Raw genomic sequence first — 16,391 nt, forward strand, 5'->3', positions numbered from 1 at the left:
ACGGGAGAATCGGATGGGACTGAGCGACGGCGCTTCTCAATCGGCGACTACTGTGGTGCCCCATGGAACTGCGCCACCTTCAGCACTTCGTCGCGGTCGCCGAGGACCAGCACTTCACCCGGGCGGCGGAACGGCTCATGGTGTCGCAGTCGGGACTGTCGTCCTCCATCCGCGCCTTGGAGCGGGAGCTTCAGGCCCCGCTGTTCGTGCGCACCACCCGTCGGGTCACGCTCACGGAGGCCGGTCGCGCCCTGCTCGGCGAGGCGGAGCGGATCCTCGCCCAGGTGCGCTCGGCGCAGGACGCCGTGGCCGCCGTGCAGGGCGTGCTGCGCGGCACGCTCTCCCTGGGCACCGAGCAGTGCATCGCGGGCGTGGACGTGGCCAAGCTTCTCGCGGCGTTCCGGCGGCGCCATCCCGACGTCGAGATCCGACTGCGGCAGGCGGGCTCCGAGGCGCTGGCCGAGGAGGTCGCCGCGGGCCGTCTCGACCTGGCCTTCGCCGTCAGGACGCGGGCGGACGGCGACCAGCTGCGGTCGGTGCCGCTGACCAGCGAGCCGATGACCATGCTCTGCCATCCCACGCACCACCTCGCGACCGCCGCCGTGGTCACGCCCCAGGAGCTGGGCGGCGAGGCCTTCGTCGACTTCCACCCCGACTGGGGGCCGCGCCGCACCACGGACGCGGCCTTCGCGGCGGCGGACGTACGGCGGACGGTGGCGCTGGAGGTCAGCGACGTGCACAGCCTGCTGGAGCTGGTCCACGAGGGTCTCGGCATCGCCGTCGTGCCCCGCCACTTCGGCCACAAGCGCGAGGCCGGCGATCTCACCGCCCTCCCTTTCAAGGGCGCCTGTGAAGCCTCGTACGAGACGGTCGCCATGCTGCCGCCGCCGGACGCCACCAGTCCGGCGGCGCGGGCGTTGATGGTGCTTCTCGACACCCCGCAAGAGGGGGCCTGACACCACCCCCGGAGGGGCTCCAGCACTCCTGACCGGGACCGCTGCCCGGCCGCAGACTCGTGGACGTCCACGAAGACGACTGCGAGGCTGGAGTGCGGAGATGGCGGATCACACACGACGGACGGTCCTGCGCGGGACGGCGGTCGCGGCGGCGGGCGGGCTCGTCGGCGCGATGGGGGGCCGGGTGGCAGCGGCGGCGGCACCGATGCCGGGCACGGCGGCACAGGGCGGGCACCGGTTCCCTTTCCTGGAGGGGGCGTTCAAGCCCGTCACCGAGGAGCTGACGGCGTTCGACCTCCCGGTCACCGGACGTGTCCCGCGCGAGCTGAACGGCCGCTTCCTGCGCAACGGCCCCAACGTCCTGGGCCTGGAGGACCCGCGCGCCCACCACTGGATGCTCGGTGAGGGCATGGTGCACGGCGTGCGGCTGCGGGACGGTCGCGCGGAGTGGTACCGCAACCGCTGGGTCCGCTCGGCCTCCGTGGCGAAGAAGCTCGGCGAGCCGTACCCCGGGCCCGTCCCGCCGGACGACTTCCCGTGCAACACCCATGTGATCGGGTACAAGGGACGGATCCTGGCCCTCCAGGAGAGCGGGCCGCTGCCGTACGAACTCGACCACGAGCTCGACACGGTGGGCACGTACGACTTCCGCGGCACCCTCGAAGGGGCCTTCACCGCCCACACCAAGTTCGACGCGGCGGCCGGAGAACTGCACGCGATCGCCTACTACCCCACCTGGGACCACGTCCGGCACCAGGTGATCGACCACACGGGCCGGGTCGCGAGGACCACGCGGATCCCGGTGGCGGACGCGCCGATGATGCACGACTTCGCGCTCACCGAGAAGTACGTCGTGATCTTCGATCTGCCCATCACCTTCGACCCCGCGGGAGCCGAGCGGGGCGACCCCGTGCCGTACGTCTGGAACGAGAAGCACCCGACGCGGGTCGGTCTGCTGCCGCGCGCAGGAGGAGAGGTCCGCTGGTTCGAGGTGGATCCGGTCTTCTACTCGCACACCCTGAACGCGTACGACGAGGGCTCGTCCGTGGTCGTCGACATGACGACCTACCCGGCGCCCTTCTACGTCGCGGGCCGCGGCTGCGACGGGCCGTACGGCGCCGGCACCGCCTCGCTCGAACGCTGGACGATCGACGTGGCGCACGGCCGGGTGCGCACCAGGACGCTCGACGACCGCCCGCAGGAGTTTCCGCGCGTCCACGAGGCGTTGGTGTCCAGGCGGCACCGTTACGCCTACACGGCCGCCGCCGCGGACATGACCCTGGCGTATCTGACGACCGACGGGAACCCGCCCGACCGGGCCTTCGCCAACGCGCTGATCAAGCACGACCTGCTGCGCGGGACCACGCAGGTCCACCGGCTGCCGCGGGACGCCGCCGCGGGGGAAGCCGTCTTCGTCCCCTCAGAGGGCGCGCGGGCCGAGGACGACGGCTACGCGATCGCCTATGTGCACAATCCCGATCGCGGGGCCGCCGACCTGGTGATCCTGGCCGCCCAGGATTTCACGGGCGAGCCGGTCGCCCGGGTCCATCTCCCGGGGCGGGTGCCGCTCGGCTTCCACGGGAGTTGGATTCCGGACGCGTGAGGGACCGCGATGCGCGATGGTGGACGCATGCATGCAAAGGACATCCTCATCGACGCGTACAGCCGCATCCAGGAAGAGGTCCATGCCGCCGTCGGGGGCCTGTCACCGGACGTTCTCAACGCCCGCCCCTCGGACGACGCCAACTCCGTCTCATGGCTGGTCTGGCACCTCACCCGCGTCCAGGACGACCATGTCGCGGACGCCGCCGGGCTCGAGCAGGTCTGGCTCGCGCAGGACTGGGAGAAGCGCTTCGGGCTCGATCTGCCGCGCCGGGACACGGGGTACGGGCACAGCTCCGCCAAGGTCGCCAAGGTGCGGGTCGACTCCGGTGACCTGCTGACCGGGTACTACGACGCCGTGCACGAACAGACGCTGGAGTTCCTGCGCGGGCTGACCGCCAAGGACTTCGAGCGGATCGTGGACGAGCGCTGGGATCCCGCGGTCACGCTGGGCGTACGGCTGGTCAGCGTCCTGTCCGACGATCTGCAGCACGTCGGACAGGCCGCCTATGTACGGGGGCTGGTTCAGAGGGCGTAGCCGGGCAGCACGACGTCCTCGATGAGGGCCTTGCGCTCGTCGAACGGGATGAACGCGCTCTTCACGGCGTTCACCGTGACCGTGCGCAGGTCCTCCACCGTCCAGCCCGCCTCCTCCACCAGCAGCGCCATCTCGCGCGTCATCGTCGTACCCGACACCAGTCGGTTGTCGGTGTTGAGGGTGACCCGGAAGCCGAGGTCGCGCAGGGCGGTGATGGGGTGCTCGGCGATGGAGGTCGCGGCACCCGTCTGCAGGTTGGATGTCGGGCACATCTCCAGGGCGATCCGGCGGTCGCGCACCCAGCCCGCGAGGCGGCCGAGCTTGCCGTCGACGATGTCCTCGGTGATGCGGACGCCATGGCCGATGCGCTGGGCACCGCAGACCTGGAGGGCCTGGTGGATGCTGGGCAGACCGTGGGCCTCACCGGCGTGGATGGTGAACGGGACGCTCTCGCCGCGCAGGTGCTCGAAGGCGGCGAGGTGGTCGGCGGGCGGGAAGCCGTCCTCGGCACCCGCGATGTCGAAGCCGACGACGCCGGCGTCCCGGAACGCCACCGAGAGGTCGGCGATCTCCCGGGTGCGGTCGAACATGCGCATCCCGCACAACAGGGTGCCGACCCGGACCGGGGTGCCCGCGGCCGCCGCCTTGGCCATACCGGCCGCCAGGCCTTCCTGCACGGTCTCGACGACCTCGGGCAGGGTCAGCCCGCCGTTCACCATCAGCTCGGGCGCGTACCGGACCTCGCCGTAGACGACGCCGTCCTCGGCCAGGTCGAGCACGTACTCCTCGGCCGTGCGCAGCAGGCCCTCGCGGGTCTGCATCACGGCGAGGGTGTGCTCGAAGGTGGCTATGTAGCGCACCAGGTCACCGGAGTTGGCGGCCTCGTAGTACCAGGCGGCCAGCGCGTCCGGGTCGGTGGTGGGCAGCGTGTGGCCGACCGTCTCGGCGAGCTCCACCAGCGTGGCGGGGCGCAGACCGCCGTCGAGGTGGTCGTGCAGCACGGCCTTGGGGAGGCGGCGGATGGTGTCGATGTCGATGCGGGGCGCGGTCATGCGTGTCGTTCCTCGGCAGGTTCTGAACAGATGGGTGGATGTCAGGCGGTGGCGGGCTGGAGCAGGTCCCAGCGGTTTCCGTACAGGTCCTGGAAGACGACGACCGAGCCGTACGGTTCGTGGCGCGGCTCTTCCAGGAAGGTGACGCCCGCCTCGCGCATGCGGGCGTGGTCGCGGGCGAAGTCGTCGGTGTGCAGGAAGAAGCCCACGCGCCCGCCGGTCTGGTCGCCGACCCGGCCGCGCTGTGCCTCGTCCTTGGCCCGGGCCAGCAGCAGTCCGCTGCCGCCGCCCTCCGTGCCCGGCTCTACGACGACCCAGCGGGAGCCGTCGGGCCGCGGCTGGTCCTCGACGAGCCGGAACCCGAGGGCTTCGGTGTAGAAGCGGATCGCCTCGTCGTAGTCGTCGACGACGAGGGTGACCAGCGCGATGCGTCGCATCGGGACCCCTTAGGTAGTTATACGTAACACGCTAGGGTACGGCATCCCACCGCATGCTCCCGCCCGCCCTGCTCACGCCGAGTCGCACGGTGCGACGGGGTGCGGGACGCTGGGCACACCCTCGGCCCCCGTCGACCGCCCGTGTTCGACAAGGCCGGGCCCCACGCGCGGCGTTCATCTTTCGCGGCCGCCGCGGGAACGATCTCGGCCCGCCGATCGTCTACAGTTGTGTAGACCGTCTACAGGATTGTAGTCACCGCGGACGCGGTCTTCCGACGCGCCCGCACGCCCATCATGGAAGGGGCCTCCGTCGATGTCCGCAGCCCTGCGCACCGCGCCGCCGTACGCGGTCGATGTCCCCCGGCCCCTGTCATGAGGCGTGCGGACGCGTCGGACCTCGCGGGATCGACCGCGGTCGGCAGCCTGGTCGCCTTCGTACTGCTGACGCTGGTCGTGAGCGGCCAGGACGGAGCCCCGCTCTTCGGCGACCAGGACCTGAACGCCTGGTCCGCGGACCACCGCCCACCCGTGGCGCTGGCCGTGGCCCGCGGACTGACCTACACGGGCACGGGCGTCCTGCCGTACGTGCTGGTCGCGCTGGCGGGTGTCGTCCTCGGTCGCACCGCACGACAGCGGATCCTCTTCGCCCTCGGCTGCGTCGGCTGTCTCGCCGCCGCCCAGGCCGTTCGGTACGGCGTGATGTCCCTGGTCGCCCGCCCCCGCCCCGCGACGGTGGAGTGGGCCACGCACGCCTCCGGCTGGTCCTTCCCCTCGGGCCACACCACCACGTCCGCCATCACCGGCGGTCTGCTCGTCCTCGCGGTGCTCGCGCGGGCGCCCCGCGGCGGGCGAGGCCTCGCGGCGCTCCTCGCATGCTGGGCCGTCCTGGTCGGACTCACCAGGGTCTACCTGGGCGTCCACTGGTTCTCCGACGTGCTCGGCGGCTGGCTGTTCGCCCTGTGCTGGCTGAGCCTCAGCGTCTACGCCCTCGCCCGCATCGCCCCGCACACGTTCGCCGCCATATCGGCGCTCCGTATCCGCCCTGGTCCCACGACGACGGAAGAGCGCCCAGACGACTCCCACCCGCACCGCGAAGTCCCCCCTCACTCGGCTCCGTGACCACCTGCAGGACCGGCCGCACGTCCTGCTGCCGGTGCCGGCGTACGACCTGCTGCAGAAGGCGGCCGCTGGGCGCGTCGTGCGGGCCGGGGGAAGGCCGGGCGCCCGCGCATGACATCGTGGAGATCAACTCGGGGCCGGCCCCGCCGGCTCCTGTCCAGCGCTGCCCCACAGGAGTTGAGTGCGATGTCCGAGCTGCCGACGCCGACCGGAGCCCCCGCCCATCAGAACGTGACCTTCCCCAGCGCCGGGACCACGGCCCACGGCTATCTGGCGCTGCCGCCGTCCGGGCAGGGACCCGGAGTGATCGTCATCCAGGAGTGGTGGGGTCTGACCGACCACATCGCGCAGGTGGCGGACCGGCTGGCCGCGGAGGGCTTCGTGGCCCTCGCGCCCGACCTGTACGGCGGCAATGTCGCCCATGACAGCGGCGAGGCCTTCCGGATGATGAAGGAGCTGCCGGTGTCACGCGGCGTCGAGCTGCTCTCCGGTGCGGTCGATCATCTGCTCGGGCTGCCCGAGGTCACCTCGGACACGGTGGGCGCGGTCGGCTTCTGCATGGGCGGCGGCTTCGTCCTCTACCTGGCCGCGGCCGATCCCCGGGTCAGCGCGGCGGTGCCGTTCTACGGCGTGATCCAGGGTGAGCTGCCCGACTTCTCCCGCCTGAAGGCGCAGATCCTGGGTCACTACGGCGAACTCGACACGAGCATCCCGAAGGAGAACCTGGAGCAGCTGAGGGAGGCGGTCCAGCAGCAGGCCGGCATTGCCGCGGACTTCCGTCTCTACCCTGCCAACCACGCCTTCTTCAATGACGGCCGCCCGGAAACGTACGACCCCGAGTCGGCCGCGCGGGCCTGGGAGAGCACGGTGCTCTTCCTGCACGAGCAACTGGGCTGAGCAGGTCACCCGGGGCGGCTCGGCAAGGACCGCCCCCGGTGACGGGGCCATCGGTCACTCGCCCGGCCGATGGAGTGCGTCGAGGCGGGCCGTCTCGTCGTCGGTGAGCCGCAGCGCGCCCGCGGCGACGTTCTCGACGAGATGGTCCGGGCTGCCGGTGCCGGGGATGGCGAGCACGTGCGTGCCCTGCCGCAGGGTCCACGCGAGGCGTACCTGCGCGGGCGTGGCGCCGTGCGCACGCGCGACGGCGAGCACCTCCTCGTCGCCGTCGCTGCCGCTCGGGCCCTGCGCACCGCCCTTGCCGGCGATCGCGAAGAACGGCACGAACGCGATGCCCAGCTCCCCGCACCTGCGCAGGAGCTCGTCGGTCCCGGCGTTCGGGGAGTCGAGCCCGTACCGGTTCTGCACGCTCACCACCGGCGCGATGGTCCCCGCCTCCTCGAGGTGCCGGAGTCCGATGCTCGACATGCCGAGGTGCCGGATCAGCCCCGCCTCGCGCAGCTCGGCCAGTGCGCCGAAGTGCTCGGCGATCGAGTCCTGCCCCATCCGCCGCAGGTACACGAGGTCGAGGTGGTCGCGGCCCAACTGCCGCAGATTCTCCTCGACATGGGCACGGAGCTGGTCCGGCCGGGCCGGGGTGCCCCACTCCCCCGAGTAGTCGCGGAACGGCCCGACCTTGGTGGCGATGACCAGGTCGTCCGCGTACGGCGCCAGCGCGGTGTTGATCAGCTCGTTCGCGGAGCGCAGCGACGAGAAGTAGAACGCGGCGGTGTCGATGTGGTCGACACCCAGCTCGATCGCGCGGCGCAGCACGGCGATCGACCGGTCGCGGTCGCTCGCCGTGCCGAGATGGAAGGCCGCGCTGCCCGTCAGCCGCATCGCGCCGAAGCCGATGCGGTGGACGGGCAGATCGCCGAGTGTCCAGGTGCCCGAGGCCGCCGCGGTGATCGTTTCCGAGGTCATCGCGGCAGTTTCGCACACCTTCTCGGGCCCGGGCTGCTGCCGTCGACGGCGGATCAGCAGTAGAGGTTGCCGCCGGCCGAGGTCCCGAGGATCTGCACGAACCGCTGGTAGGCGTCCACCCTGCTCTGCACCTGTGCCGGGTTCTTGCCGTCGCATTCCAGGGAGCCGTTGATGCTGCGGATGGTCTGGCCGAATCCCGCGCCGTTGACCATGGCGTTGTGGCCCGTCATGGTGCCGGGGCCCGACTGGGTGTTCCAGTACCAGAGGCCGGTCTTCCAGGCCACGGCGGCATCGTTCTGCACCAGGTAGGGGTTGTTGAGGAGGTCGATGCCGAGCGCGTCGCCCGCGGCCTTGTAGTTGAAGTTCCAGCTGAGCTGGATCGGGCCGCGGCCGTAGTAGGCCGACTGTCCGGCCGGGCAGCCGTAGGGCTGGCTCCAGTCGCAGTAGTGGGGGTAGTTGGCGGTGTTCTGCTCCACCACGTAGACCAGGCCGCCGGTCTCGTGGCTGACGTTGGCGAGGAAGGCCGCGGCCTCCTGCTTCTTCACGGTGTCGCTGCCGGTGTTGGCGAAGGCCGGGTAGGCGCTCATCGCCGCCCGCAGACCACTGTAGGTGTAGAAGGAACTCCGGTTCGGGAACATCTGGTTGAACTGCGCCTCGCTCACCACGAAGCCGTCGGAGGGAGGCGTGGAACCTCCGTCGCAGGCGTAGGGGTCCCAGTACCAGGTGCTGATGGTGGGGTCGTAGCCCGGGTTGTCGTGCTCGGCGATGTAGGTCTTCCCGTCGGTGTAGCGGACGACGTTACCGGTGACGTACGACCTCCCGGCCACCCAGCTCGGGTAGCTCGAACAGGAGGCGGCGGAGGCGCCGGCGGCCGGCAGCAGCACCGGGGTGGCGGACGTGAGGGCGAGGGCGATCAGGACTGCGGAGATGCGGCGCCTCGACACAGGTCAACTCCTTTGCGGGACACGGCCGCTCCCGGACAAGGGCAGCGCGGAGCGGAGCCTTGTGCGCACGTGCCGGCGAGGCCGGCCACGGCGTCGGGGGCGGCCGTGGTGGGGGGTGTGGAGCCACACTCAACCGCTTTGGTATGTACCAGTCAAGGGTGTAGACCAGTCAGATCTGACAACGTTGGCAGAGAGGGTCGCACAACAGTGCCCCGGCAGATCGGCGAGGATCTTCCGGGGCACCGTCGGGGCCGACTCAGCCCAGCGGCTTCTCCAGCACCGCCTTGCGGTGGCTGAACGTCTCGATGGAGTAGCGGCCGTGATAGCGGCCCATGCCGCTCTCGCCGACCCCACCGAACGGCAGGTCGGAGACGGTCAGATGGGCGAGCGGCAGACCGAGGCCGAGGCCTCCGGAGGACGTCTCCTCGGCGATCCGCTCCCGGGTGGTGTCCGACTCGGTGAACACATAGAGCGCCAGCGGCTTGTCACGGTCGTTGATGAAGTCGATGGCCTCGTCCAGCCCCGCCACCGTGACGATCGGCAGGATCGGTCCGAAGATCTCCTCCTGCATCACGGGGGCCTTGGGGTCGACGTCGACGAGGACGGTGGGCGCGAGGTACTTGGTGGCCCGGTCTCCGGTGCCGCCGATGACGGTGCGCCCGGAGTCGAGCAGCGAGCTGAGCCGGTCGAAGTGCCGCTCGTTGACGATCCGCCCGTACTCGCCCGACTGTCGCGGTTCGGCGCCGAAGAGGGCCTCGACGGCGCGGACGAGCTCGGGCTCCAGCGCGCGGGCGGTCTCCGGGTCGGTGAGGACGTAGTCCGGTGCGACGCAGGTCTGCCCGGCGTTGAGGAACTTGCCGCGGGCGAGCCGGTCGGCGACGACGGACAGGTCGGCGTCACGGTCGACGAACGCCGGTGACTTGCCGCCCAGTTCGAGGGCGACGGGGGTGAGGTGCTCGGCGGCGGCCCGCATCACGATCCGGCCGACCGCTCCGTTGCCGGTGTAGAAGATGTGGTCGAAGCGCTCCGCCAGCAGCGCGGTGGTCTCCGGGACGGCGCCCTCGACGACGGCGACCGCGTCCGTGTCGAGGTAGCGCGGCAGCAGCCGGGCGACGGCCGCCGAGGTGGCGGGGGCGAGCTCACTGGGCTTGACGACCACCGCGTTGCCCGCGGCCAGCGCGCCGAGCATCGGCGTCAGCAGGAGCTGCACCGGATAGTTCCAGGGGGCGATGACCAGGACGACGCCCAGCGGGTCGTACCGCGTCCAGGCACTCGCGTCGGCGCCGAGGTGGGCGGGGACCGGGGCGGACTCGGGGCGCAGCCACTCGTCGAGGTGGTCGAGGGTGTGGTCGATCTCGCGCACGGTGAAGTCGATCTCGGTGCGGAAGGCCTCGGTGGAGCTCTTGCCGAGGTCCGCATGGAGGGCCTCCGCGAGCTCGGCGCCGTGCGTGGTGAGCAGTTCACGCAGTCGACGCAGCTGGGTGGTGCGCCAGTCGAGGGGCTTGGTGCGGCCGGAGCGGAAGGTGGCGCGCAGCCGGGCGACGATGTCGGCGGGCTGCTCGGGGGTGCGGTCGTTCACGGTGCCTCGCTGATCGGTGCGGACCTGGTGGCCCACGGGCGGTCGTCATGAGCCGTACGGCTCGGTGTAAACGCCAACCTTTCATGTGGCCAAATAAATTCCGGGTACACGAAGAATACGTACCGTGATGACCGAGTCACGATGGGGCGTCAGAGGGCGGGCTCCGCGGGAGACCCGTGCAGCGTGTCGGCCAGGCGCTCCAGCAGGCCCCTCAGCAGCTCGTCCTCGCCGTCACTCAGCACCGGCCATCGCTCGCGGACCTCGCGGTCGAGGCGGCGCCAGTACGTCTGGCCGCGCGGGGTGAGATGGGCGAGGATGCGCCGCCGGTCGAGAGGGTCGACGCGGCGGTGGACGAGGTTCTGGTCGACGAGCTGGTCCACGAGCTTGGTCAGCGTCGCGGGCGGCAGGAAGGCGGCCTCGGCGACCGCTGTCATGTGGTGGCCCTCGCCGTCGGAGAGCAGGGCGAGCACCCGCCAGGCGTCGAGCGAGCAGCCGTCCTCGTCGAGGACGGTCTGGAGGTGGCGCGCGGCAAGCCGTTCGGCCCGCGTCAAGAGCTGCATCAGGTTCTGAGGCTCACGCGCAGATCGGCCGGCCATCATGCTCCTTGGTCACGAGGTGCGTACATCGTATGAGACGGACTGGAGTTCACCGCGGGGACCCGAAATCATGACGCCATGTTCGGGAGCGCTCCCCCTCCGCTCGACTGGTTCACGGCCGACGACTCCGTACTCGGTGTGGCTCTGGTCTTCCCGCTCCAGGGGTCGGCGGGCATCTTCGGGCCCACCTGCGAACTGTGCGCGCGGCTGGCCGCGGAGGAGGTCAACCGCGCGGGCGGCGTCCTCGGCAAGGAGCTGCGGCTACTGCCCGTCGACGGCGGCGCCTCGCCGAGTGCCGTCGCCGACCACGTCGAGGCCCTGGTGGACCTGGGGGTCGTACAGGGCGTCACGGGCTGGCACATCTCCTCGGTGCGGCAGGCACTGGCGCCGAGGGTCGCGCACCGGGTGCCTTACGTCTACACCGCGCTGTACGAGGGCGGCGAGCACACCGCGGGGGTGTTCCTCACCAGCGAGACACCGCGCGACCAACTCCGCCCCGCGATGGGGCTGTTGGCGCACGAACGCGGGGTGCGGCGCTGGTTCGTCGTCGGCAACGACTACATATGGCCACGCCGTACGGCCCGTGCGGCGCTCGGGTACGCCCGCGAGTCGGGGACCGACATCTGCGGGCAGTCCTATCTCCCGCTCGGCACCCACGACTTCGACGGCGTGCTGCGGCGCATCGAGCGGTCGGAGGCGGACGCCGTCCTGATGCTGCTGGTGGGCAGCGACGCGGTGCGTTTCAACCGGGCGTTCGCGGTGGCCGGACTCGACGAGCGCTGCCTGCGGCTGAGCACGCTGATGGACGAGAACATGCTGATGGCAAGCGGGCCGAGCACCACCTCGGACCTCTTCAGCACCGCGGGCTTCTTCGCCTCACTCGCGAATCAGGACACCCTCGACTTCCACGGCCAGTACGCCGGGAGGTACGGCATCGAGGCACCGGCGCTCGGAAGCCTCGGCGAATCCTGTTACGAGGGCGTCCTGTTGCTCGCCGCGCTCATCGCCCGGGCCGGGTCGCTCAACGTGTCGGCCATCGGGGCGACGGCCGACACCGTGTCGTACGAGGGACCGCGCGGACTGCTGCACCTGCGGGGCAGCCACGTACGGCAGCGGATCTATCTGGCACGGGCCGAAGGAGTCGACTTCGACGTGGTGGCCGAACTCGATCTTCACGGATCCCGCCCTTGACACGTTCGCACCCGCACCAAGATACTTCCCGCAGGAAGTAATTAGAATGCCTCGGGCGATCTGTGAATTCATGCACAGAATTCCGCCCCGGGCATTTTTTCTTGCCCGGAGAGAGCGGGAAGATACAGCCGGGAAAGTCCAGTGAAACGCCCTGGAAACAGGGCGACTTGAGGCTGTGACCGCACTTCAGGAACCAGCCGGTACACCATCAGCGGAAAGCTGGAGACTCGCGCGCCATCGCCGCCTCTGAAGGGCTGTCTCTTTCTTTCCGGCTGTCCCCTCATGGGACTTAGGGGGTTCTTTTGTCCAGCGTTTCCAGCGTTTCCAGCGGTTCCCGGCTTTCCCCGATCTCCAGCACCTCCAGGCGTCGGTTCATGGCCGGCACCGCGGCGCTCGCCGCGGTCGTCGCGCTCTCCGCGTGCGGCGCGAAGACCAACTCCGGCAGTACGTCCGACAAGGCGGCGCAGGCCGACACCAGCGGTGACACGATCAAGGTCGGACTCCTCAACTCCCTCTCCGGCACCATGGCGATCAGCGAGGTGACCGTACGCGATTCGCTGAAGCTGGCGATCGACGAGATCAACGCCTCAGGCGGAGTGCTCGGCAAGAAGATCAAGCCGATCAGCGAGGACGGCGCCTCCGACTGGCCGACCTTCGCCGAGAAGGCGAGCAAGCTCATCAAGGAGGACCGGGTCGCGGCCACGTTCGGCTGCTGGACCTCGGCGAGCCGCAAGGCCGTCAAACCGGTCTTCGAGAAGAACAGGTCGCTGCTGTTCTACCCCGTGCAGTACGAGGGCCTGGAGGAGTCGCCCTACATCTTCTACACCGGCGCGACCACCAACCAGCAGATCGTCCCAGCACTCGACTACCTCAAGTCACAGGGCAAGAAGAAGATCTACCTCGTCGGCAGCGACTACGTCTTCCCGCGCACCGCCAACAAGGAGATCAAGGCGTACGCGAAGGCCAACGGCATGACGGTTCTCGGTGAGGACTACGCGCCGCTGGGCTCCACGGAGTTCAGCACGATCGCCAACAAGGTGAAGGCGTCGAAGGCGGACGCGGTGTTCAACACCCTCAACGGTGACTCGAACGTGGCGTTCTTCAAGGAGTACAAGTCCGCGGGCCTGACCGCCGCCCGCATGCCGGTGGTCTCGGTGTCGATCGCCGAAGAGGAGGTCAAGTCGATCGGATCGCAGTATCTGGCGGGCCAGTTGACGGCCTGGAACTACTACCAGACGACCCCGGGCGCGGCGAACACCAAATTCGTGAAGGCGTACAAGGCCAAGTACGGCCAGGACAAGCCGACCAGTGACCCGATGGAGGCCGCGTACACCTCGGTCTACCTGTGGAAGGCGATGGTCGAGAAAGCGAAGTCCTTCGACCCGGAGAAGGTCAAAGCGGCCTCCGACGGCATCACCTTCGAGGCGCCCGAGGGCAAGGTCACCATCGACGGCGCGAGCCAGCACATCTACAAGACCGCCCGCATCGGCAAGGTCGGCACCGACGGGCTGATCCAGGAAGTGTGGAACTCGGGCAAGCCGATCAAGCCGGACCCGTTCCTCAAGGGCTACTCCTGGGCCTCCGGCCTCTCCTGACCGCCCTTCTCACGGGGGCCTCGACCACGACAGACCTCGTCCATGACGTGAGGCCCCCGTGTCCCGTCCCCCGGAGTCGCTCCATGACCGTGATCCTCGGGCAGATGTTCACCGGCGTCAGCATCGGTGCCGTTCTGCTGCTCATCGCGCTCGGCCTGTCGCTCACCTTCGGCCAGATGAACGTCATCAACATGGCCCACGGCGAATTCATCATGGCCGGCGCCTACACCACGTACGTCCTCCAGAAGTCCATCGCCGGCGCGGGTCTCTCGCTGATCGTCGCGCTGCCCGTCGCCTTCCTCGTCTCGGGTGCCCTCGGCGCGCTGCTCGAATGGCTGCTCATCCGCCGGCTCTACCTGCGTCCCCTGGACACCCTGCTGGTCACCTGGGGTGTCTCCCTGATGCTCCAGCAACTCGCCCGGGACATCTTCGGCGCGCCCAACGTGCAGACCCGCGCGCCTGACGTCCTCACCGGGAACATCACCGTCATCGGCGGCGACGACCCGCTCACCTTCGCGAGCAGCCGCCTGTTCATCCTGGGGCTCGCGGTCGCGGCGGTGGTCGCCCTGTCGCTCACCCTGCGGCTGACCCCACTCGGGCGGCGCATCCGTGCCGTCGTGCAGAACCGGGACCTCGCCGAGGTGTCCGGCATCTCCACCGGCCGTGTCGACCGGACCGCGTTCTTCATCGGGTCCGGCCTGGCCGGGATCGCCGGGGTCGCGCTGACACTCGTCGGTCCGATCGGGCCCACGATGGGCACCAACGTCATCATCGACGCCTTCCTGGTGATCGTGGTCGGCGGCATCGGACAGCTCAAGGGCAGCGTCATCGTCGCCTTCGTGCTGGGTGTGCTGCAGTCCGTGCTGGAGTACTCCACCACGGTCAGCGTCGCGAAGGTACTGGTCCTCGTGGCCATCGTCGCGTTCCTCCAGTGGCGGCCCCAGGGCCTGTACACCGTTCGGACGAGGAGCCTCGTATGACGACCACCACTCCTCATGCCCCATCGGTGAAGCAACTCCAGTCCCCGAAAGGAAGGTTGACATTCCTGCGTCCTGCGGCAGGTTTCGCCGCGGCCGCCGTCGCGCTCTTCGCCGTCGCCCCGCTCGCGCTCTCCGACTTCCGGCTCGGGCTGCTCGCCAAGTACCTGTGCACCGCGATGGTCGCGGTCGGCATCTGTCTGGCCTGGGGCCGCGGCGGACTGCTGACACTCGGGCAGGGGGTGTTCTTCGGGCTGGGCGGCTACGCCATGGCGATGCATCTGAAGATCGCGGACGCGGGGCCCGGCCAGGTCCCCGACTTCATGCAGCTGTACGGCACCGCCACCGAACTTCCCTGGTGGTGGCGTCCGTTCGCCAACCCGGTCTTCGCCCTCGCGGCGACCGTGCTGCTGCCGATGGCCGTCGCTGCGATCCTCGGCTCGTTCGTCTTCCGACGCCGGGTCAAGGGCGCGTACTTCGCGATCCTCAGCCAGGCGCTCGCCGCGGCCTTCGCGATCTGGTTGGTCGGCCAGCAGGCCACGACCGGCGGCACCAACGGACTCACCGACATCCAGGGCTTCTTCGGCTACGACCTCGACGACCCGGTCAACCAGCGGATGGTGTACTTCGTCATCGCCGCCGTCCTGCTGCTCCTGATCGCCCTGGCCCGCCAGCTCATCCACAGCCGGTACGGCGAACTCCTGGTCGCCGTACGGGACTCGGAGGAGCGGGTGCGCTTCCTCGGCTACGACCCGGCGAACGTGAAGCTCGTCGCGTACGTCGTCGCGGCGGGCATGGCCGGACTCGCGGGCGCCCTGTTCGTGCCCGCGGTGGGCATCATCTCCCCCGCGCTGATCGGAATCGTGCCGTCCATCGAACTCGTCATCGGCGCCGCGGTCGGCGGCCGGGCGAGCCTGGTGGGCGCGGTGCTCGGCGCGATCGCGGTCGCCTGGGCCAGAACCGCGCTGTCCGAGGAGTTCCCCGCGGCCTGGACCTACTTCCAGGGACTGCTGTTCATCGTGGCCCTGGCCTTCCTGCCGGGCGGCCTCGCCTCACTGGTGGGGATCGTCCGGCGGCGCAGGGCGAGCAGGGCGCCGGAGGGAGAAGCGGCATGACGGATCCGACGACCACCGAGCCCCGGACGGACACCGGACTCTCGGGACTGGAGATACGGGGACTGCGCGTGTCCTTCGACGGTTTCACGGCCGTCGACGGAGTGGACCTCGACGTCGGCCCCGGCGATCTGCGCTTCCTCATCGGACCGAACGGCGCGGGCAAGACGACCCTGGTCGACGCCGTCACCGGCCTGGTGAAGGCGGAGGGGTCGGTGCGCTTCGGGGGCGAGGACATTCTCGGCCGCAGCGTGCACCGCATCGCCCGCTCGGGAATTGGCCGCACCTTCCAGACGGCCACCGTCTTCGAGGAGCTGACGGTCCTGCAGAACCTGGACATCGCGGCGGGCGCGGGCCGCGGCGCGCTCACCATGCTGCGGCGCCGCAAGGGCGTACCGGAGTCCGTCGCTCGCGCCCTGGAGACGGTGGGCTTGACGGACCTCGCGGGCAGCCTCGCCGGAACACTCGCGCACGGCCGGAAACAGTGGCTGGAGATCGGCATGCTGCTCGTCCAGGACGTCCGGCTGCTGCTGCTCGACGAGCCGGTGGCCGGCATGAGCCACGACGAACGGCAGGCCACCGGCGAACTGTTGCGGCGCATCAGCCGGGAGCGGACCGTGGTCGTCATCGAACACGACATGGACTTCATGCGCTCCTTCGCGCGCAGCGTCAGCGTGCTGCACGCGGGCAAGGTGCTCAGCGAGGGGACGGTGACCGAGGTGCAGGCGGATCCGAAGGTGCAGGAGGTCTACCTCGGACACGCGGCCACCGAGGACACCGAGGACACCACGACGAGCGTGCCCCGACCGACCGCCGTACAGGAGGCCTGACGT

General features: G+C 70.0%; 16 protein-coding genes. 10 read left to right on the plus strand and 6 right to left on the minus strand.

Annotated features, from left to right (window positions below; all coding sequences use genetic code 11):
* The first annotated feature begins 62 nt into the window (after positions 1-62).
* The 3 genes from OG798_RS08000 to OG798_RS08010 all read left to right on the plus strand — a co-directional run bounded on the left by OG798_RS08000 (position 63) and on the right by OG798_RS08010 (position 3,096).
* The gene (locus tag OG798_RS08000) at positions 63-956 is read left to right on the plus strand and encodes a LysR family transcriptional regulator (RefSeq protein ID WP_095856472.1); all 894 of its coding nucleotides are present in this window, start codon (positions 63-65) and stop codon (positions 954-956) included.
* 100 nt (positions 957-1,056) lie between these two features.
* Positions 1,057-2,559 carry a carotenoid oxygenase family protein gene (locus OG798_RS08005; protein WP_095856471.1) on the plus strand — a complete coding sequence of 501 codons (1,503 nt, stop codon included), beginning with the start codon at positions 1,057-1,059 and terminating at the stop codon, positions 2,557-2,559.
* Positions 2,560-2,586: 27 nt separating this feature from the next.
* A complete protein-coding gene (locus OG798_RS08010; RefSeq protein ID WP_095856470.1) occupies positions 2,587-3,096 on the plus strand; it encodes a mycothiol transferase in 510 nt (169 codons plus the stop codon).
* Here OG798_RS08010 and OG798_RS08015 read toward each other — a convergent pair.
* Positions 3,084-4,148, minus strand: a complete 1,065-nt coding sequence (locus tag OG798_RS08015) for an adenosine deaminase (RefSeq protein WP_267060766.1) — start codon at positions 4,146-4,148, stop codon at positions 3,084-3,086. The genes OG798_RS08010 and OG798_RS08015 overlap by 13 nt on opposite strands.
* 41 nt (positions 4,149-4,189) lie before the next feature.
* A complete protein-coding gene (locus tag OG798_RS08020; RefSeq protein ID WP_054233807.1) occupies positions 4,190-4,585 on the minus strand; it encodes a VOC family protein in 396 nt (131 codons plus the stop codon).
* Positions 4,586-4,957: 372 nt separating this feature from the next.
* Between OG798_RS08020 and OG798_RS08025 the strand changes: the two genes are divergently transcribed.
* Together OG798_RS08025 and OG798_RS08030 are read left to right on the plus strand one after the other, a co-directional pair.
* Positions 4,958-5,704: a phosphatase PAP2 family protein gene (locus tag OG798_RS08025; RefSeq protein ID WP_095856468.1), complete on the plus strand. Its 747-nt coding sequence runs from the start codon at positions 4,958-4,960 to the stop codon at positions 5,702-5,704.
* A 186-nt stretch (positions 5,705-5,890) separates the two neighbouring features.
* On the plus strand, positions 5,891-6,601 hold the full coding sequence (locus OG798_RS08030; protein ID WP_267060767.1) for a dienelactone hydrolase family protein: 711 nt from the start codon (positions 5,891-5,893) through the stop codon (positions 6,599-6,601).
* Between the two features lie 54 nt (positions 6,602-6,655).
* Here OG798_RS08030 and OG798_RS08035 read toward each other — a convergent pair whose 3' ends face one another.
* The 4 genes from OG798_RS08035 to OG798_RS08050 all read right to left on the minus strand — a co-directional run bounded on the left by OG798_RS08035 (position 6,656) and on the right by OG798_RS08050 (position 10,647).
* Positions 6,656-7,564, minus strand: coding sequence for an aldo/keto reductase (locus tag OG798_RS08035; RefSeq protein ID WP_267060768.1), 909 nt, complete (start codon positions 7,562-7,564; stop codon positions 6,656-6,658).
* 53 nt (positions 7,565-7,617) lie between these two features.
* Entirely contained in the window at positions 7,618-8,508 is an 891-nt protein-coding gene (locus OG798_RS08040; protein ID WP_267060769.1) for a glycoside hydrolase family 19 protein, read from the minus strand.
* A gap of 256 nt (positions 8,509-8,764) precedes the next feature.
* Complete coding sequence (locus tag OG798_RS08045; protein WP_267060770.1) at positions 8,765-10,087, minus strand: aldehyde dehydrogenase family protein; 1,323 nt, start codon at positions 10,085-10,087, stop codon at positions 8,765-8,767.
* Between the two features lie 149 nt (positions 10,088-10,236).
* Positions 10,237-10,647, minus strand: a complete 411-nt coding sequence (locus OG798_RS08050) for a MarR family winged helix-turn-helix transcriptional regulator (RefSeq protein ID WP_257016982.1) — start codon at positions 10,645-10,647, stop codon at positions 10,237-10,239.
* 114 nt (positions 10,648-10,761) lie between these two features.
* On the opposite strand from OG798_RS08050, the gene OG798_RS08055 reads away from it, so the two are divergent.
* From OG798_RS08055 to urtD, 5 genes are all read left to right on the plus strand, one after another.
* Entirely contained in the window at positions 10,762-11,874 is a 1,113-nt protein-coding gene (locus OG798_RS08055) for a substrate-binding domain-containing protein (protein ID WP_267060771.1), read from the plus strand.
* A 374-nt stretch (positions 11,875-12,248) separates the two neighbouring features.
* Positions 12,249-13,469, plus strand: a complete 1,221-nt coding sequence (urtA, locus tag OG798_RS08060) for an urea ABC transporter substrate-binding protein (RefSeq protein ID WP_095856463.1) — start codon at positions 12,249-12,251, stop codon at positions 13,467-13,469.
* Between the two features lie 83 nt (positions 13,470-13,552).
* Positions 13,553-14,449 (plus strand): urea ABC transporter permease subunit UrtB, encoded by an 897-nt coding sequence (urtB, locus tag OG798_RS08065; RefSeq protein ID WP_095856462.1) that lies wholly within the window; start codon positions 13,553-13,555, stop codon positions 14,447-14,449.
* The gene (gene urtC, locus OG798_RS08070) at positions 14,446-15,561 is read left to right on the plus strand and encodes an urea ABC transporter permease subunit UrtC (protein WP_095856461.1); all 1,116 of its coding nucleotides are present in this window, start codon (positions 14,446-14,448) and stop codon (positions 15,559-15,561) included. The genes urtB and urtC overlap by 4 nt, the downstream gene beginning before the upstream one ends.
* Positions 15,558-16,388, plus strand: a complete 831-nt coding sequence (gene urtD / locus OG798_RS08075; RefSeq protein ID WP_328756692.1) for an urea ABC transporter ATP-binding protein UrtD — start codon at positions 15,558-15,560, stop codon at positions 16,386-16,388. Before urtC ends, urtD begins: the two co-directional genes overlap by 4 nt.
* The last annotated feature ends 3 nt before the right edge of the window (positions 16,389-16,391 follow it).

Origin of the sequence: Streptomyces sp. NBC_00271, from assembly GCF_036178845.1 — a bacterium.
Taxonomy (GTDB): Bacteria; Actinomycetota; Actinomycetes; order Streptomycetales; family Streptomycetaceae; genus Streptomyces.